The organism is Amycolatopsis sp. NPDC004378 (assembly GCF_053602455.1).
In genome coordinates, this window is record NZ_JBSGDR010000010.1 from 130,045 (window position 1) to 147,519 (window position 17,475).

At 70.4% G+C, this 17,475-nt stretch carries 19 protein-coding genes; 13 read left to right on the forward strand and 6 right to left on the reverse strand.

What is annotated here, in order from left to right; all coding sequences use genetic code 11:
* Positions 1-59 precede the first annotated feature (59 nt).
* On the forward strand, positions 60-764 hold the full coding sequence (locus ACWEN0_RS27490) for a FadR/GntR family transcriptional regulator (RefSeq protein ID WP_451979390.1): 705 nt from the start codon (positions 60-62) through the stop codon (positions 762-764).
* Positions 765-845: 81 nt separating this feature from the next.
* Here ACWEN0_RS27490 and ACWEN0_RS27495 read toward each other — a convergent pair whose 3' ends face one another.
* Together ACWEN0_RS27495 and ilvA are read right to left on the reverse strand one after the other, a co-directional pair.
* Positions 846-1,409 (reverse strand): NADAR family protein, encoded by a 564-nt coding sequence (locus ACWEN0_RS27495; protein ID WP_451979393.1) that lies wholly within the window; start codon positions 1,407-1,409, stop codon positions 846-848.
* A gap of 20 nt (positions 1,410-1,429) precedes the next feature.
* Positions 1,430-2,686: a threonine ammonia-lyase IlvA gene (gene ilvA / locus ACWEN0_RS27500; RefSeq protein ID WP_451979396.1), complete on the reverse strand. Its 1,257-nt coding sequence runs from the start codon at positions 2,684-2,686 to the stop codon at positions 1,430-1,432.
* A gap of 89 nt (positions 2,687-2,775) precedes the next feature.
* Between ilvA and ACWEN0_RS27505 the strand changes: the two genes are divergently transcribed.
* Both ACWEN0_RS27505 and ACWEN0_RS27510 read left to right on the forward strand, forming a co-directional pair.
* On the forward strand, positions 2,776-3,267 hold the full coding sequence (locus tag ACWEN0_RS27505) for a SigE family RNA polymerase sigma factor (protein WP_451979399.1): 492 nt from the start codon (positions 2,776-2,778) through the stop codon (positions 3,265-3,267).
* Complete coding sequence (locus ACWEN0_RS27510; protein ID WP_451979402.1) at positions 3,264-4,250, forward strand: hypothetical protein; 987 nt, start codon at positions 3,264-3,266, stop codon at positions 4,248-4,250. Before ACWEN0_RS27505 ends, ACWEN0_RS27510 begins: the two co-directional genes overlap by 4 nt.
* On the opposite strand, the gene ACWEN0_RS27515 is transcribed toward ACWEN0_RS27510, so the two are convergent.
* On the reverse strand, positions 4,240-5,664 hold the full coding sequence (locus ACWEN0_RS27515; protein WP_451979405.1) for a short-chain fatty acyl-CoA regulator family protein: 1,425 nt from the start codon (positions 5,662-5,664) through the stop codon (positions 4,240-4,242). The two genes, ACWEN0_RS27510 and ACWEN0_RS27515, sit on opposite strands and share 11 nt — an antisense overlap.
* 229 nt (positions 5,665-5,893) lie before the next feature.
* On the opposite strand from ACWEN0_RS27515, the gene aceA reads away from it, so the two are divergent.
* From aceA to ACWEN0_RS27540, 5 genes are all read left to right on the forward strand, one after another.
* A complete protein-coding gene (gene aceA / locus ACWEN0_RS27520) occupies positions 5,894-7,174 on the forward strand; it encodes an isocitrate lyase (RefSeq protein ID WP_451979408.1) in 1,281 nt (426 codons plus the stop codon).
* Positions 7,175-7,270: 96 nt separating this feature from the next.
* The gene (gene aceB / locus ACWEN0_RS27525; RefSeq protein WP_451979411.1) at positions 7,271-8,878 is read left to right on the forward strand and encodes a malate synthase A; all 1,608 of its coding nucleotides are present in this window, start codon (positions 7,271-7,273) and stop codon (positions 8,876-8,878) included.
* 167 nt (positions 8,879-9,045) lie between these two features.
* Positions 9,046-9,768 carry a DUF899 family protein gene (locus ACWEN0_RS27530; protein WP_451979414.1) on the forward strand — a complete coding sequence of 241 codons (723 nt, stop codon included), beginning with the start codon at positions 9,046-9,048 and terminating at the stop codon, positions 9,766-9,768.
* Positions 9,769-9,852: 84 nt separating this feature from the next.
* Positions 9,853-10,344: a SigE family RNA polymerase sigma factor gene (locus ACWEN0_RS27535; protein WP_451979417.1), complete on the forward strand. Its 492-nt coding sequence runs from the start codon at positions 9,853-9,855 to the stop codon at positions 10,342-10,344.
* Positions 10,345-10,353: 9 nt separating this feature from the next.
* Complete coding sequence (locus tag ACWEN0_RS27540; RefSeq protein WP_451979420.1) at positions 10,354-11,208, forward strand: hypothetical protein; 855 nt, start codon at positions 10,354-10,356, stop codon at positions 11,206-11,208.
* On the opposite strand, the gene ACWEN0_RS27545 is transcribed toward ACWEN0_RS27540, so the two are convergent.
* Positions 11,199-11,732, reverse strand: a complete 534-nt coding sequence (locus ACWEN0_RS27545; protein ID WP_451979423.1) for a TetR/AcrR family transcriptional regulator — start codon at positions 11,730-11,732, stop codon at positions 11,199-11,201. The two genes, ACWEN0_RS27540 and ACWEN0_RS27545, sit on opposite strands and share 10 nt — an antisense overlap.
* A gap of 83 nt (positions 11,733-11,815) precedes the next feature.
* On the opposite strand from ACWEN0_RS27545, the gene ACWEN0_RS27550 reads away from it, so the two are divergent.
* The 4 genes from ACWEN0_RS27550 to ACWEN0_RS27565 all read left to right on the forward strand — a co-directional run bounded on the left by ACWEN0_RS27550 (position 11,816) and on the right by ACWEN0_RS27565 (position 13,021).
* The gene (locus ACWEN0_RS27550; protein WP_451979425.1) at positions 11,816-12,274 is read left to right on the forward strand and encodes a nuclear transport factor 2 family protein; all 459 of its coding nucleotides are present in this window, start codon (positions 11,816-11,818) and stop codon (positions 12,272-12,274) included.
* A 53-nt stretch (positions 12,275-12,327) separates the two neighbouring features.
* Positions 12,328-12,609, forward strand: coding sequence for a hypothetical protein (locus tag ACWEN0_RS27555; RefSeq protein ID WP_451979428.1), 282 nt, complete (start codon positions 12,328-12,330; stop codon positions 12,607-12,609).
* Positions 12,606-12,773, forward strand: coding sequence for a hypothetical protein (locus ACWEN0_RS27560; protein WP_451979431.1), 168 nt, complete (start codon positions 12,606-12,608; stop codon positions 12,771-12,773). The genes ACWEN0_RS27555 and ACWEN0_RS27560 overlap by 4 nt, the downstream gene beginning before the upstream one ends.
* Positions 12,774-12,892: 119 nt before the next feature.
* Complete coding sequence (locus ACWEN0_RS27565; RefSeq protein ID WP_451979434.1) at positions 12,893-13,021, forward strand: hypothetical protein; 129 nt, start codon at positions 12,893-12,895, stop codon at positions 13,019-13,021.
* A 42-nt stretch (positions 13,022-13,063) separates the two neighbouring features.
* Here the strand turns inward: ACWEN0_RS27565 and ACWEN0_RS27570 are convergent, their stop codons facing one another.
* Positions 13,064-14,341 carry a glycosyltransferase family 4 protein gene (locus tag ACWEN0_RS27570; RefSeq protein WP_451979436.1) on the reverse strand — a complete coding sequence of 426 codons (1,278 nt, stop codon included), beginning with the start codon at positions 14,339-14,341 and terminating at the stop codon, positions 13,064-13,066.
* Between the two features lie 124 nt (positions 14,342-14,465).
* Here ACWEN0_RS27570 and ACWEN0_RS27575 point away from each other — a divergent pair, with 124 nt between their 5' ends.
* On the forward strand, positions 14,466-16,229 hold the full coding sequence (locus tag ACWEN0_RS27575; protein WP_451979439.1) for a glycoside hydrolase family 2 protein: 1,764 nt from the start codon (positions 14,466-14,468) through the stop codon (positions 16,227-16,229).
* Positions 16,230-16,292: 63 nt separating this feature from the next.
* Here ACWEN0_RS27575 and ACWEN0_RS27580 read toward each other — a convergent pair whose 3' ends face one another.
* The gene (locus tag ACWEN0_RS27580) at positions 16,293-17,408 is read right to left on the reverse strand and encodes an ROK family protein (RefSeq protein WP_451979442.1); all 1,116 of its coding nucleotides are present in this window, start codon (positions 17,406-17,408) and stop codon (positions 16,293-16,295) included.
* Positions 17,409-17,475: the final 67 nt, after the last annotated feature.

Below are 17,475 nucleotides of genomic sequence, written 5' to 3' on the forward strand. Positions count from 1 at the left end.
ATCTTGAACACTTAAACAAGAGTGCTCAAGATGAGCAATTTGTGCGGTACGGTCGGTTCATGGCGACGGCAGACCTGAGCGCCCCGGCCCTGACCGGCATCCGCCGGCTGTCCGCGCTGGACACCGTCCGCGCCCGGATCGCGCTCGCGGTGGAGCTGGGACTGTTGAAGCCGGGGGAGCGCCTGCCGTCGAATGCCGAGATCGGGCGAGCGCTGGGCGTCGCGGAGATCACCGTCCGCCGGGCTCTGGAGTCCCTGGCCGAGGACGGCCTGATCGAACGTCGCCGCGGCCGGGGCGGCGGCACGCTCGTGACCGAAAACCCGCCGGCCGAGCGAGTCCGCGAGGTCGGCGCCTACCGCGAGTCGGCGGACGAGGTCCACGAGCTGATCGACCACCGCCTGGTGCTGGAGGCGGGCTTGGTCCAATTCGTGGCGAAACGCGACCCGGACCTCGCGCGCCTGCGGACGTTGGTCGCCCGGATGGACACGGCGACGGGCTGGGCGGAGTTCCACGAGCTCGACGCGGAGTTCCACCGGACGGTCGCGGCTCCCGGGCCGGCCGCGGCGGTCGGCCAGTACGAGGTGGTGCTGGCCGACCTGTACCGGTTCTACCTGCCGTACCCGATGGCCAAGCTGCGCGAGTCGAACCGCGACCACGCCCGCCTGGTGAAGGCCCTGGCCGCGGGCGACCCCGACGCGGCGGCGCGGGTGACGAGGAAGCACGTGCGCGGCCTCCACCAGACGATGTTCGTCGGCCTCGCCTGACCGCGCCGTAGTCGGAACCCGACCACGAGCTCGGTTCGCCCAGCTCAGGCAGCTGCCGGAGACAAGACCCGGCGCCGTGACTCAGGCGCGCAGCTGGTCCCGGACCTCCATCAGCGCGAAGCCGAGCAGGTTCAGGCCCCGCCAGTAGTCCGGCTTGGTCGCGTTCTTCTCCTCGCGGGCGAGGCCGGTGCCCCAAACGAGGTCCTTCTTCGACGCCTCGACGAGCACCGCCTCGCCGGTGCCGAGCAGGAACCGGCGCAGGTCGCGGTGTTGCCGGAACTTCGCCAGGTTGCCGTCGACGACGATGTCGAACCGGTGACGCTCCCAGATTGCGGCGTCGAACCCGGCGACCTCGCGGCCGAGCACCTTCGCCGTCTTCGGGTCGGGCGTCTCCCGGATCAGCGCGGCCTTTTCGTGGTCACCGAACAGCGAAGCCTTGCCGGCCATCATGTAGTGCTCGGCGGTCGGGTAGACGACGCCCTCGGCTTCGAACGGGTCGAGCCACCACTGGCTCAGGCAGCTCGCGGTCACCCGCCCGGACTTCGTCGGCGTGTGCCCGTAGAACAGCAGGTATTCGGGTTCCGCACCCTCGTGGACCTTTTCGCGCAACGCCTCGACACTGCGGATTCCGTCGACCTTCACCATCCGCCTAGTGGACCACGCCCTCAGAGCAGGAAGTGGAACAGGGGGCTGCCCGGCTCGATCCGTTCGACCTGCAGCGGGCTGGCCTCCATCCGGGCCAGCAGCCCGGGAAGGTCGGATGATCGGGCGATCTCGACACCGACCATCGCCGGGCCCGTCTCGCGGTTGTTGCGCTTGACGTACTCGAAGCGCGTGATGTCGTCTTCGGGCCCGAGCACCTGCTCGACGAACAGGCGCAGTGCGCCCGGTTCCTGCGGGAACCCGACGAGGAAGTAGTGCTTCAGCCCTTCGTGCATCAGCGAACGTTCGAGGATCTCGCTGTAGCGGCTGACGTCGTTGTTGCCGCCGGAGACCAGGCACACGACCGTCTGCCCCGGCTCGACCTGGACGACGGTGCCGAGCGCCGCCGCGGCCAGCGCGCCCGCAGGCTCGGCGATGATGCCGTCGGACTGGTACATCGCCAGCATCTCGGTGCACACCGCGCCCTCGGCGACCGCCGTCAGCTCGGCGCCGCTCTCACGGACCAGCGGGTAGGTGACGCCACCGGCCTCGCGGACCGCGGCGCCGTCGACGAACGAGTCGAGCTCGGGCAGCCGGACCGGGTGCCCGGCCGAGAGCGCCGCCGCCATGCACGCGGCGCCCGCGGGTTCGACGCCGACGACACGCACCTCCGGGTGCCGCTCGCGCAGCCAGCTGCCGACGCCGGCGAGCAGCCCGCCGCCGCCGACGGGCACGACCACGACGTCGGGCACGAAGCCGAGTTGCTCGATCACTTCGAGCGCGACCGTCCCCTGACCGGCGACAGTCCGGACGTCGTCGAAGGCCGGGACGAGCGTCGCGCCCGTTCGCTGAGCGTCTTCGTTGGCCGCGGCGAAGGCGTCTTCGTACGTTTCGCCGACAACGATGACTTCGATGTGCGCGCCGCCGAGCGTGGCGATGCGCTCGCGTTTCTGCCGCGGCGTGGTCCCCGGGACGTACACGCGGCCGTTCGCGCCGAGCCGCCGGCACGCGTACGCGACGCCCTGGGCGTGGTTGCCCGCGCTGGCGCATACGACGCCGCGAGCGCGTACGTCTTCTTCGAGCTGGACGATGAAGTTGTAGGCGCCGCGGATCTTGTACGACCGGACGGTCTGCAGATCCTCGCGCTTCACCCAGACTTGCGCGTCCACCCGGGACGACAGCCGCGCGCTCGGCTCCAGCGGCGTGCGGGTCACCACCCCGGCCAGCCGCTCGGCGGCCTTTTCGATGGTCGCCGCGGTCACCGTGTCGATGTCGTGCACCCCGGTGAATCTACGACTCGCGCGTCCCGGGCAACCGTCCGGGCCTCCGGGCGCATCAAAGGGGTGACGAACAGGACAAGGGGGCGCCGGTGAACGACTTCACCGAGTACGTGACCGCACGGTCGGATTGGCTGCGCAAGGTCGCGTACCTGCTCTGCGGCGACTGGCACCGGGCCGACGACCTGGTCCAGTCGGCGATCACCCGGCTCTACGCGAACTGGTCGCGGGCCGCCCGGGCGGACAACGTCGATGGCTACGTGCGGCGCACACTGGTCAACACGTTCTTGGCCGAACAGCGGACGTCGTGGTGGAAGCGGGTGGACCTGCGCGGCGCCGACCACGACCCGCCACCCGCGCACGGCCCGGACCTCGACAGCGCGCTCGACCTGCGGGCGGCGCTGAACCGGCTGCCGGCCCGGCAGCGAGCGACCGTCGTCCTCCGCTACTTCTGCGACATGCCGGTCGCCGAAACCGCCCAGGCCCTCGGGTGCTCCGAGGGCACCGTCAAGAGTCAGACCGCGAAGGCCGTCGACGCCCTGCGCGAGCTGCTGCGCGAGCCGATCACGGAGGGACGAGCATGACCGACACCGAGCTGGCCACGAGGCTGAAGGAACTGGCCGAATCGCCCGCGCCGCCGCACCGGATCGACGTCGACCGCGCGCGCCGGGTCGGCGGACGCCGTCGTCGCATTCGGACCACGACCCTGGTCGTGGGCTGTGCCGCGGTCGTGGCGGCCGGGGGCGTGACGGCCGTGTCGGTGTTCCGGCACGACCCAGCGCCCGTACCCGCGCCGGTGGCCGTCGCGCCCGGTCCCGTGGCGCCGACGTCGTCGCCAACCGACAACCCGCTGGTGGCGAAGGCGAGTTTCGGCTGGCTGCCGGAGGAGATCAAGGGTGTCGAGTACGCCGCCGGCGGACACGGCGACACCGTCCTGGCCATCGGCCGCGGCGACCTGTCCCCGATGATCTGGCTCTCGGTCGACGACCGCGAACCGGCCACGCCACGCGACCTGAGCGGTACGCCGAAGCAGGTCCCGCAGACGGTCGGCGGCCGCGACGGTCACTGGATCACGGCCGACGAGAACGACCCCCTCAACCACGGCGACAGCTACCTGCGCTGGCCGACCCCGGACGGTCGCTGGGCCCAGCTGCACACCTATTACCTCGCCCGGCCCGACCTGCGGCAGGCGCTGGTCCGGGTGGCGAGCGAGGTGACGTTCGGCCCGCGGGCGGTGCCCCTGCCACTGCGCATCACGAGCCTTCCGCCGTCGTTCCACCTGGCCGACGCCTACACGTCGCGGCGGCCGGACCAGGACGGCGTCCCCTGGCGGCTGGTGCTGCAGTACTCGGCGAACGGCGCCCTGGTGACGATCAACGTCGCGCCACCGGGCGGGCGCACGGACGGCCTCGGCGAGCCGCAGTGCGTGACGAAGAACGGGCTGCGCGCCTGCGTCGGGATCGACCACCCGCAGGCCGCGGGCATCACCGCGCAGGAGCTGCTGAACCGGATCACGCTGCTCGGCCCGGACGAGGCGAAATGGACCACCCACGTGATCAGCCCTTAGGCACCGCCGGGTAGGGCACGAAGGTGCTGGTGTTCTCGTCGACGGTCAGCTGCTTGCCGATCGTCGGGAACGCGCGCTGCGAACAGGCCGGGCGTTCGCAGACTTTGCAGCCCATGCCGATGGGTGTCGCCGCGGCCGGCTCGTCCAGGTCAAGACCTGTGGAGTAGACGAGCCGGCCCGCGTGGCGCAGTTCGCAGCCCAGGCCCACGGTGAACGTCTTGCCGGGGCTGCCGTAGCCGCCGATGTTGCGCGACACGGTGCGCGCGATCCAGAAGTAGCTCTTGCCGTCGGGCAGGGTCGCGATCTGGGTGAGGATCTTCCCCGGCTGGGTGAACGCCTCGTAGATGTTCCACAACGGACACGCGCCGCCGACACGGGAGAAGTGGAAGCCCGCCGCGGACTGCCGCTTCGACATGTTCCCGGCCCGGTCGACCCGCACGAACGAGAACGGCACGCCCCGCTGCTTCGGACGCTGCAAAGTGGACAGCCGGTGGCACACGGTCTCGAAGCCGACGCCGTAGTGGTCGCACAGCCGCTCGATGTCGTAGCGGAAGCCCTCGGCCGCGGCCAGGAACGGTCCATAGGGGAGGATCAGCGCCCCCGCGAAGTAGTTCGCCAGGCCGACGCGCGCCAGTGACCGCGCCGCGGGCCCGGAGAACGCCCACGAGTCGGCCAGCTCGGTGATCAGGTCGTCGTACTCGAGCAGCGCGATCTGCGAAGCCATGCGAAACGCCTGCTGCCCGACGCGCAGGCTCGGCGCCAGCCGCAGGACCCGCGTCACCGGCTCGTAGCGGTGCTGCTGACCTGCGGATTCGTCGATGCCCTCGCTGGTGACCTCGACGCCGTAGCGCTGCCAAAGCCGTTCCTTGAGCGCGCCGAGGACCTGGCCGCGCTGCAGGGGGATGTCGTTGGCCATCTTCTCGGCGCGTTCGTCCAGTTCGGCGACATAGTTCTCGCGCTCGTAGAAGAAGTCGCGGACCTCCTCGTGCGGCAGCGGTGCGGCGGCGCTCCCGTGCAGGCCCAGGCCGTTTTCCGTGGTCAAAGCCGCGGTGCTTTCGACGGCGTTGCGGTAGCTGCGGTGCAGCTTGACCAGGGCCTGCGCGATGGCCGGCAGGTTCGTGGCCAGGTCGTTGAGCTCGCTGGTCGTGACGTCGACGCCGAGGACCTCGTCGAGCAGGGCTTCCTTGACGTCGGCGACCAGCCGGGACGTGTCGTTGTTGGCGAAGAACTCGGTGTCCACGCCGAACGCCTGCGTGATCCGCAGCAGCACCGGGACCGTCAGCGGGCGCGAATTGTGCTCGATCTGGTTGAGGTAGCTGGGTGAGATCTCCAGCACACGAGCGAGGTCGGCCTGGCTCATCGCCCGGCTTTCGCGCAGATGGCGCAACCGCGCTCCGGCGAAAGTCTTCTCCATTCTTGCCTGCCTCTCCGGAAGGTTTCCGGTCCTGAACGGTTACGTGAACGGTCAAGAACGCGGATTTTCGCCCGGTTGCGAACCGGGCGATTCGCAACCTTTGCAAAGAGGCTACGGACCCTTCGCACAAATTGGCAACTTGGACGACTGGACCAGATTTTCGCTGGCATGTCAGGGTCGAACCCAGGCAAGGCGAGCAATCGCAAACTTCGCAACACCGGGAGAACCGATGACGGAACAGGCCAAGCAGGCGGCCGCGGAGCTGGCCGCGCAGTGGGCGAACGACCCCCGCTGGGCGGGCGTGCAGCGCTCCTACTCGGCTGAGGACGTCGTCAAGCTGCGCGGCAGCGTCGTCGAGGAGCACACCCTGGCCCGCCGAGGCGCGGAGAAGCTGTGGGACCTCCTGCACACCGAGGACTACGTGCACGCGCTGGGCGCCCTCACCGGCAACCAGGCCGTCCAGCAGGTCCGCGCGGGCCTGCAGGCGATCTACCTGTCCGGCTGGCAGGTCGCGGCCGACGCCAACCTGTCCGGCCAGACCTACCCGGACCAGAGCCTCTACCCGGCCAACTCGGTCCCGGCCGTCGTCCGCCGCATCAACAACGCGCTGGGCCGCGCCGACCAGATCAACTGGGCCGAGGGCAACACCGACATCGACTGGTACGCCCCGATCGTCGCCGACGCCGAGGCCGGCTTCGGTGGCCCGCTCAACGCGTTCGAGCTGATGAAGGGCATGATCGCGGCCGGCGCCGCGGGCGTGCACTGGGAAGACCAGCTCGCGTCCGAGAAGAAGTGCGGCCACCTCGGCGGCAAGGTCCTCATCCCGACCAAGCAGCACGAGCGCACGCTGAACGCCGCCCGCCTCGCCGCGGACGTCGCGGGTGTGCCGTCGCTGATCGTCGCCCGCACCGACGCGCAGGCCGCGACCCTGCTGACCAGCGACGTCGACGAGCGTGACCAGCAGTTCCTCACCGGCGGCCGCACCGCCGAGGGCTTCTACGAGGTCCGCAACGGCATCGAGCCCTGCATCGAGCGTGGCCTGGCCTACGCCCAGTACGCCGACCTGCTGTGGATGGAGACCTCCGAGCCGGACCTCGAGGTGGCGCGCAAGTACGCCGAGGCGATCAAGGCGAAGTTCCCGGACCAGATGCTGGCCTACAACTGCTCGCCGTCGTTCAACTGGAAGAAGCACCTGGACGACGCGACGATCGCGAAGTTCCAGCGCGAGCTCGGCCACATGGGCTACAAGTTCCAGTTCATCACGCTGGCCGGCTTCCACGCGCTGAACTACTCGATGTTCGACCTGGCGCACGGCTACGCCCGCGAGGGCATGACCGCCTACGTCGACCTGCAGGAGCGCGAGTTCGCTTCGGAGAGCCGCGGCTACACCGCGACCAAGCACCAGCGCGAGGTCGGCACCGGCTACTTCGACCAGATCGCGACGGCGCTGAACCCGGAGAGCTCCACCACGGCGCTCAAGGGCTCCACCGAAGAAGCCCAGTTCCACTGATCCCGGCCGCGGCCTGACGACGTCGCCCCCCTCGGCGTCGTCAGGCCGCGTCCCTCCCTTTCTTTCCTTCCCTGCACAAGCTCGCGGAGGCACCCCATGGTTGATCGGCTGAACTACCGCATCGAGGTCACCGGCGAGGTCGACGGCCGGTTCGCGGAGATCCTCACCCCGGCGGCGCTCGACTTCCTGGCCAAGCTGGACAACACGTTCGCCGGTCGCCGCCGCGAGCTGCTCGACGCCCGCCGCACGCGGCGCGAAGAACTGCAGTCCGGGGAGAAGCCGCTCGGCTTCCTGCCCGAGACGCGCCGGGTGCGCGATGACCAGTCGTGGCAGGTCGCCCCGACGGCGCCGGGCCTGGAGGACCGCCGCGTCGAGATCACCGGCCCGACCGACCGCAAGATGACGGTCAACGCGCTGAACTCCGGCGCGAAGGTCTGGCTGGCGGACTTCGAAGACGCGACGTCGCCGACGTGGCACAACGTCATCGACGGCCAGATCAACCTCTACGACGCGATCCGCCGCAACATCGACTTCACCACCGAGGCCGGCAAGCGCTACACGATCGGCGACGATCCCGCCACGATCGTCGCGCGTCCCCGCGGCTGGCACCTGGTCGAGAAGCACATCCGCATCGACGGCCGCCCGGTGTCGGCGAGCCTGGTCGACTTCGGCCTGTTCTTCTTCCACAACGCGCGCCAGCTGCTGGCCCGCGGCGTCGGCCCGTACTTCTACCTGCCGAAGCTCGAGAACCACCTCGAGGCGCGGCTCTGGAACGACGTCTTCCTGCTGGCGCAGCGCGAACTCGGCATCCCGCGTGGCACGATCCGCGCCACGGTGCTGATCGAGACGATCACCGCCGCGTTCGAGATGGACGAAATCCTCTACGAGCTGCGCGAGCACGCCGCGGGTCTCAACGCCGGCCGCTGGGACTACATCTTCAGCCTCATCAAGAACTTCGCCGCGCACGGCGCCGACTTCGTGCTGCCGGACCGCGCGCAGGTCACGATGACCGTGCCGTTCATGCGGGCCTACACCGAGCTGCTGGTGCGCACCTGCCACAAGCGCGGCGCGCACGCCATTGGCGGCATGGCCGCGTTCATCCCGAGCAAGGACCCGTCGGTCAACGAGATCGCCGCCGAGAAGGTCCGCGCCGACAAGGAACGCGAGGCCGGCGACGGTTTCGACGGCTCGTGGGTCGCGCACCCGGGCCTGGTCCCGATCTGCCGCGAGGTGTTCGACAACGTGCTCGGCGGCTGGCCCAACCAGCTCGGCAAGCTGCGCGAGGACGTCCACGTCACCGCCGAGGACCTGCTCGACGTGGCCAGCGCCGGCGGCGAGGTCACCGAAGCGGGCGTGCGCGCCAACATCAACGTCGCGCTGCGCTACGTCGACGCGTGGCTGCGCGGCACCGGCGCGGCGGCGATCCACAACCTGATGGAGGACGCGGCGACCGCGGAGATCGCGCGGTGCCAGGTCTGGCAGTGGATCCGCAACGGCACGAAGCTCGAGGACGGCACGGCGCTGACCCGCGAGCTGGCGGTCGAGTACCTGGACGACGAGCTGGCGTCGGTCCGCGCGGAACTCGGCGAAGGCAACCGCCTGGATGACGCGTACGCGATCTTCACCGAGACCGCGCTGGGCGAGAAGCTGCCGAGCTTCCTCACCACGGGTGCCTACGCGCGGTACCTCACGGACGCCCGGTAGCAGGGCTGCGTTCGATGCGCTCTCAGCGGTAACGAGCGCTTCGAGCCCCGGCCGCCCCTACCTGACGAGGGGCGGCCGGATCCACACCCAGGGATGGTGTGGTCCGAAATCGGCCTGACGACGGTGGCTCCCCGTCGTCGGGCCGATTTCGGCGTACTTTCCTTCGCATGAGCCTGAGCTTCCCGGGTGAGACGCCCGAATATCGCGCCGCGCGGGACCGCTTGCTGGATCGGGAAACCGCCTTGCGTCACGAGATGGAGGCGGTCGCCGAGCAGCGCCTGGCCCTCCCGCCCGGCGGCCTGGTGCCCGAGGACTACGTCTTCCAGGGTGCCAGGGGAGACGTCCGATTGTCGGACCTTTTCTCTCCGGGCAACGACTCGCTGATCGTCTACCACTTCATGTTCCCGCGGGACCCCGACGACGACCGTCCCGGCCCGACGTCGGGCGACAGTGCGAAGCTGCCCCTCGACGCGGGCCCGTGCCCGTCGTGCACGGCGTTGCTCGACCAGCTGGAAGGCGCCGCGGAGCACGTCGCGCAGCACGCGGACTTCGCCGTCGTCGCCCGGGCGCCCATCGAGCACCTGACGACGTTCGCCGCCGAACGCGGCTGGCGCCGGCTGCGGCTGTTCTCCTGCGCGGGCACGACGTTCAGCCGCGACTACCACGCCGAGACCCCCGACGGCAGCCCACGGCCGATGGTCAACGTCTTCCACCGCGGCGACGACGGCATCCGGCACCTCTGGGGCTCGGAGCTGCTCTACGCGGCCGCCGAGCCCGACCAGGACCCGCGTCACCTCGGCACGCTCGAACCGGTGTGGAACCTGTTCGACCTCACCCCGGCAGGCCGCGGCGTCGACTGGGACGAACAGCTCGACTACCGCTGTCACTGACCCTCGCCCGGATTTCACCCGCCGGGCAACCCCGGCGCCCGCCGACCCCGTTGGACACGGTGTGGGGGCGACGAGGAGGAACACGTGAAGCGGCCGGAAGAGGCGGGGTTCCGCGACTACGTCACGGCGAGGATGGACGTCCTGCGCCGGACGGCCTACCTGCTGTGCCGGGACTGGCACCTCGCCGACGACCTGGTGTCGATCACCATCGGCAAGCTGTACCGGCACTGGCCGCGGGCCCGGCGGATGACGCACGTAGACGCCTACGTGCGCCGGATCCTGGTGCGGACGTGGCTCGACGAGAAGGCCCGGGCCTGGCGGCGGGAGGAACCGGCGGAGACGGTGCCGGAGCCGGTCGCGCTGCCCGGCGACGACGTCGTCGAACGGCTCGGGCTGCTCGAACTGCTCGAGGCGCTGCCGCCGCGACGCCGGGCCGCGGTGGTGCTGCGCTACTACTGCGACCTTTCGGTCGAGGAGACCGCCGAGATCCTCGAGTGTTCGCCGGGAACCGTGAAGAGCCAGACCGCGCGCGGGCTCGACTCGCTGCGCGCGCTCGTCGCCGCGAGCAGGAACTGAAGGAGGGCCATGAGCAAGGACCAGTTCGACGCGGCGATCGGTGCCGTGCCGCCGTCCACTGTGGACGTCGACGCGGTGCTGGACCGCGAACGCCGCCGCGCGCGGGTGCGGAGGGTGGCGATCCCGTGGACGGCCGCGGGCGTGAGCGTGGCGGCGGTGGCCGTCGTCGCGACAGTCGTGTTCGCGCCCGGCGAACCCGGGGGAGCGGCGGTGATGCCCGGGAGCTCGCCGTCCGCGTCGCCCGACCCGTGCGCCCACGATCCCTTCCCGCCGCAGACCGGCGCGCCGATCCCGGAGACCGCCGACGTCGCGGCGAACCGGCTCAGCGGGATCCTCACCGCCGCCGTCGAGCAGCGGGTCGCGGCCGGGACGAAGCTTCAGCCGCACGCCGGGGGCGAGTACCCGAAGGGCAAGCAGCACGGGCCGCTGACCTTCTACCACGTGTTTTCCGGACGGGTGCCGTACGAAGGCTCGTGCAGCGGCGGCGAGGACTACTTCAAGGCCGCGGCGACGACGGCCGGCGAGGCGGGCAAGGGCAACGTCTGGGCGATCGTCACCCGGCTCGGCGGCAACGCCACGCCCGCCACGGACTGCATCATCCCGGACGGTGCGGGGGGCAGCTGTGACCGGACGGTCGGGCCGCACGACGAAAAGATCGTCGCGCTGACGTTCAGCGTGCCCGGGCAAGCGACGGTCAACCAGGTGAACGTCACCAAACCCGACGGCACGGGCGTCATCCTCGAGGCGGAGAACATCGCCAGCAGCGCGAAGCTGAAGCGGCCGCCGGACATGCCGTCGCCGCCCCTGAGCCTCGCCCAGTTGAAGGCAATCGCGCTGGACCCGGGGCTGACGCTTTACCCCTGAGCGGCCAAAAGGATCTTCGCGGCTTCGCGGGCCGTGCTCGCCTCACCCGGGTCACCGGTGATCGCGGCGAGCACGGTCGCGCCCTCGACCAGGGAAAACAGCTGGTCAGCGAGGGTTTGATCGGAAACGAGACCACGGAGATAAGCCCGGACCTGGTCCTTGTGCTCGCGGATCGCCCCCGCGACGCCCGGCGCCGGTTCGCCGAACTCGCCGAACGAGTTGATGAACGCGCAGCCGCGGAAGCCCGGCTCGGAGAACCAGTCCCGCAGCCAGTCGAACACGGCGAGCGGGTCGTCGCCGCGGGCGTGGACGAATTCGCGCAACGACCGCCGCCAACGCTCGTCACGGCGCCGGAGGTAGGCCTCGACCAGGTCGTTCTTCGCCGGGAACGTCTGGTAGAGCCGCTTGAGCGAGACGCCCGAGCGCGTGCGGACGGCGTCCATCCCGACCGCCTGGACGCCGTGGGCGTAGAAGAGCTCCTCGGCGGCTTCCAGGAGCCGGTCGGTCGCCTCCGTGGGCGTCATGTCACCTGCCTCTGGTGCGGAGAATGAACGTTCTCTAGGCTACCGGAGAACGTGCGTTCTCCATTCGACCGAGGAGAGATCCCATGACCCCACGTCCGCCCTTTCCGCCGTTCGACGAGGACACCGCCCGCCAGAAGGTCCAGGCCGCCGAGGACGCGTGGAACACTCGTGACCCGGAGCGAGTCTCGCTGGCGTACACGGAGGATTCGGTGTGGCGCAATCGCGACCAGCACGTCGTCGGGCGCGCCGAAATCGTCAGGTTCCTGACAGCGAAGTGGGAGCGCGAGCTGGACTACGCCCTGCGCAAGGAGCTGTGGGGCTTCCGCGGCAACCGCATCGGCGTCCGGTTCCAGTACGAGTCCCGCACCGCCGGCGGCCAGTGGTTCCGCAGCTACGGCAACGAGCTGTGGGAGTTCAGCGACGAAGGCCTGATGCGGCGGCGGGAGGCCAGCATCAACGACGTCCCGATCGCGGAGGCGGATCGCCGGATCTTCGGCCCTCGCCCGGAGTCCGAACACGGCGTTCTGCTGCCGGTCTTCTGAGTCCGCCCGCAGCGGAACCTCCTGCGGCTGTTGCCACGTGCATGGTCGACGCCATGACAACACCGGCGTTCGGCGGCGAAGTGAGCGAGCTCCGCAGCGGCTACTCACCCGAGGTGGCGGACGCGCTGGCGACGACGTTCGCATTGACGCGCGACGATGTCGTCCTCGACTCGGCTACGGCACCGGCCAGCTCACCCGGGGTCCTGGCCCCCCGGGTGGGCGCGGTGCTGGGCATGGACCCGGTACCGGCGATGCTCGACCAGGCTGCGCGGACGCCCTCACAGCAGCGGGTTACGCGGTCGATTCCCAGGTCGTCGCGTATGACGACCGGTTGAGCGTCGAGGAGATCGTCGGTGGCGTGTTTTCGGCAATGCGCCCGGCCAAGCTGCCGCCGCCCGAGGAGCGCCCGGCGTTCACCGAGCGCGCCCGGGAGGCGTTGTCGTCGTACGGACCACTGCGGGAGCAGGTCCGCGTCCGCCTCCTGACCAGCGTCCGGTGACTGGTCACGGAAGGCGAATGGGTACCGGCCCGTAGTGTTCCGCTTATTGTTTGCCCGGGGAGCGGCGCGGATGCTCGCTGCGAGGCGCGTCCGTGCGCCGATCTTCCCGAGGAGCCCCCATGAGCAGCAGGTTGAGAGCTGTCGTCGCCACCGTGTTCGTCGTGTTGTCGTTTTCGTTCGGCGCCGTCGTGACCACGGCCGCACCCACCGCGGCCCACCCGGACTGCGTCCGGCCCTGCCACTTCTGAGCGGGCCGCTACCTACAGTTCCGGAACGCTGTCGCCCACGGTTTACAGGTCTGGAACCCCGGCCGCGACCGGCTCGAAGGCGTTGCCGGTGGCGATCTTCGGCCGCGGCAGCTCGACCGGCTCGCCTGGCCTGGCCCGCTTGTAGACGGCGGCGGTCGCCTCGGCGATCCGGCCCCAGTCGAAGTCCGCGGCCAGCCGGGACTGCGCCGCCTTCGCGCGCTTCGCCGCGGCACCCGCGTCGCTGAGCACCGCTGTCACCGAGTTGGCCAGTTCCGCGACATCGCCGGGGCTGAACGCCAGCCCGGTCTCGCCGTGCACCACGACCTCGCCCAGCCCACCAGCCGTCGACGCCACCAGCGGCGCCTTCGCGGCCGCGGCCTCCAGGGCGACGATCCCGAACGGCTCGTACCGGCTGGGCAGCACGACGGCATCGGCCGCGGCCAGTGCCGCGCGCAGGTCGCGGTCGGACAGGTGCCCGACGAAGTCGACCGCGCGCCGCACCCGCAGCTTCCGCGACTGTTCGACCAGCTCGTCGAAGTGTCGTCCTTTTCCGGCAACGACCACCCGCGTGCCGGGATGGCGGCGCCGGATCCGGGGGAGCGCGGCCAGGAGGTCCTGCACGCCCTTCTCCCACTCGAGCCGTCCGAAATAGAGCAACAGCGGCGCCCCGGCCGGGCTGTAGATCTCGCGCGCGCGGGCGATCTCCTTCGCCGGTACCTGCCAGCCTCGTTCCTCGATGCCGTTGTGGATCACCGTGACGTCGTCGGCCTCGACTTCGAAGAGGTGCGCGACCTCGCGGCGCATGGCCTGCGAGCAGGTGATCAGGGCGTCGGCCCGGTTGGCCAGCCACCACTCGACCGAGTGAACCTGCTGGTTCAGCGGGTGCGACAGCCAGCCGGAATGCCGCCCGGCTTCGGTCGCGTGGATCGTGCCGACCAGCGGCACCCGCGCGGCCTCGGCGATCGCGATGGCCGGATGCGCGACCAGCCAGTCGTGCGCGTGCACGACGTCGGGCTGCCAGCCGCGCAGGAGGTCATTGGCGGCGCGGACCATGGCGTGCCCCATGGCCAGCGTCCAGGCGACGAGGTCGCGCTCGAACGTGACGTGCATCGGGTCCTCGGCGACCCGGATGATCCGCACGCCCTCGACGACGCGGTCGGTGCGCGGGTGCGTCCCGGCGTCGGTGCCGGCGGCGTGCCGGCACAGCACGACGACTTCGTGACCCTGCCGGGCCAGGTGGGTGGCGAGCGCGTGCACGTGCCGGGCCAGGCCACCGATGGCCACTGGCGGGTACTCCCAGGACAGCATCAGCACACGCATGCGCAGAGGTTACTCGCGAGTCGGAAGGCTCCGGCGGCGCCCGGCTAGCCGACCGGCTAGATGCGCCGGGCGTTGTGACTCGAATCACTGGCGAGCCCGTCGATCTCTGCCACCATCGGCGGGGATGACTGCACCGGAGGACACCGGCTGGCGCCGGCTCGACCCGCCCCTGCCGACCCCGTGGACCGGCGAGGCCGGCCCCGACAACGCGCTGCCCGAGTACCCGCGGCCGCAGCTGACGCGGCCGCGCTGGCTGAACCTCAACGGCGTCTGGGAGTACGCGGGCTGGCCGTCGTCGCCGGACGAACCACGGCCGTCCGGCTATGCCGAGCGGATCCTGGTCCCGTTCCCGCCGGAGTCGGCGTTGTCGGGAATCGGACGACGCGACGAAGTCCTCTGGTACCGGCGCCTGGTCGAGATCCCCGCCGACTGGCAAGGCTCACGAGTCCTGCTGCACTTCGGCGCGGTCGACCAGACGGCGAAGGTGTGGGTCAACAACCAGCTGGTCGCGACGCACGAAGGCGGCTACACGGCGTTCAGCGCGGACATCACCGACGTCCTGCGCTCGTCGGGACCACAGGAGCTGACCGTCCGCGCCGAGGACCGCACCGACATCGAGACCTTCCCGATCGGCAAGCAGCGCAACGCGCCCGGCGGGATCTGCTACACGGCGTCGTCCGGAATCTGGCAAACGGTGTGGCTCGAGCCGGTGCCCGAGGCGCACGTCGAACGCTTGGACCTGACCCCGGACCTCAGCGGCGTGACGGTGTTCCCCCAGGTCACCGGCGGTTCCGAAGTCGTGGTCATCATTTCGACCACGGACGGCGAAGTCGCGCGTAGCTCGGGTGAAGCCGGGACGGCGGTACGCGTGGACGTTCCCGAACCACGCCTCTGGACCCCCGACGACCCGCACCTCTATTCAGTGCGCGTCCAGCTCCTCGACCGATACGGCGTGGTTTCGGACGACGTCGGCAGCTACGCCGGACTCCGGACCATCGGCCTGCTTCCGGACGCCGAGGGCCGCCCGCGGATCGCGCTCAACGGCCGGATCACCTTCCTGCACGGCCCGCTCGACCAGGGCTACTGGCCGGACGGCATTTCGACGGCCCCCACCGACGACGCGCTGCGGTTCGACCTCGAAAAGACGAAGGAACTCGGCTTCAACTTCGTCCGCAAGCACGTCAAGGTCGAGCCGGCGCGTTGGTACTTCTGGGCCGACACGCTGGGCCTGGTCGTCTGGCAGGACATGCCATCGCAGACGTTCTCGTTCGACGGCCCGCCCGGGATCGCGCCCGACCCGGTCCCGCGAGCGCAGGAGCGGTTCGAGGCGGAATTGATCAAAATGATCACACAGCTTCGGGCCGTCCCGTCGATCGTCGGCTGGGTGCCGTTCAACGAGGGCTGGGGCGAGTTCGACACGGCCCGTGTCGCGGAACTGGTCAAGAAGCTCGACCCGACCCGGCTGGTGATCGCGAACAGCGGCGTCAACTGCTGCTTTTCCCGCCCGGACTCCGGTGCGGGCGACGTCTACGACGACCACACGTACGTCGGCCCGGGCACCCCGACGGTCGCGGACGCCCGCGCGATCGTCGACGGTGAGTACGGCGGCCTCGGTCTGGTGCTGGACGGCCACTGCTGGCCCGGCCCGCCGAACGCGTATGAGATGACGCCGACACGCGAGCGGCTCACCGAGCGCTACGCGGAGGTGAGCGCCGATTTGGAGCGAGTGGTGCTGGAGCGCGGTCTGTCCGGTGCCGTGTACACCCAGACGACCGATGTCGAAAACGAGGTCAACGGCCTGCTGACCTACGACCGCCAGGTCGTCAAAGTGGACCCGGCGGTGGTCGCGAAGTGCGCACAAGCGGTGATCGACCTGGGCTCGGTTTGAGAGCTGTCGTCGTCGATTCTCGGCTCTAGCGCCTCGGCAGGTCGTGCGGCGGAAACGGCGTGGTCAGCTTTCGCCGACAGCCCTGACCAGGCTGTCCCGTCCGTGGTCGAGCGCCGACAACAGCGCCCCGCGGAGCGCCGCCGAGTCGGTCACCGCCCCGGGCTCGATCCGGACTGGTCCCGGCGCAGCCGCGTGGACCGTTCGCCGGATTTCGGCGACGAGCCCGGGACGGTTCCCCGCCGGCCCGCCCAGCAGCACCAGATCGGGATCGACGATGGTGCAGATCGCGGCCACGGCCCGTCCGAGCGTCGCGCCGAGGAGCCGTAGTCGTTCGGCGGCCACGGCATCGCCGTCCGCTTGGTCGAGCGTGGTCAAAATCGCGCCGACGTCCAGTGAAGGCGCGTCCGACCTGCCGAAACCTTGGTCGGCGAGCGCTGAAGCGAGCGTCGAACCTGAGCTGTCCAGGTAGCCGATCTCGCCCGCCAGCCCGTGCGCGCCCCGGACGAGCTGGTCGCCGACGTAGAGGCTGACTCCGAGCCCGGCGCCGATGTAGACGTAGGCGAAACTCTTCGCCTCCCGCGCCGCGCCCTCCCGTCGCTCGGCCAAAGCGGAGAAGTTGACGTCGTTGTCGAGGAGGACGTCCCGTCCGATCTCGTCGGCCCGGAGACTCCCTTCGGGAAACGGCGACCCCGGCAGCGCGACGACCTCGTGCGTGACCGGGTCGACCGGGTTGGCCACCGAGATAGCGGTCGCCCGAACCGGCCCGGACCCGGCATCGCGCGCCGCGGCGACGGCTTCCCGCACCGCGGCGGTGACCGGTCGGTCGTCCGGTGGGCGGCGATCGGTGGCCATGACCGTTCCGATCAGGTCGGTCGTCACCGTCCGGATGCCTTCTTGGTTCACCTCCGCGGCGACGACCCGGCCGGCGTCGGCGGCCAGCTCGTAGAACGTGGCGATCCGGCCGCGGCGGCCGGTCTGGTCGGTGCCCGTGGCGCGCAACGCGCCCGCGTTCTCCAGCCGGCGGACGGACTCGGAGATGGTCGGCTTCGAGATCCCGGTGGTCGCGGCGAGCTCGGCGCGCGTGGTCCGCCCGTGGACGAAGACCTGGTCGAGCACCGCGCGGTCGGTCATCGCCCGCAGCATCGCCAGGCGCGGAAGCGGCCGGTCGGGGTCGGTCATCGCACCTCTTGTCGCGGGATCGGTCACGGGTTACCGTAGCCGGGACATTCTAGTAAGGAGTCCTAAC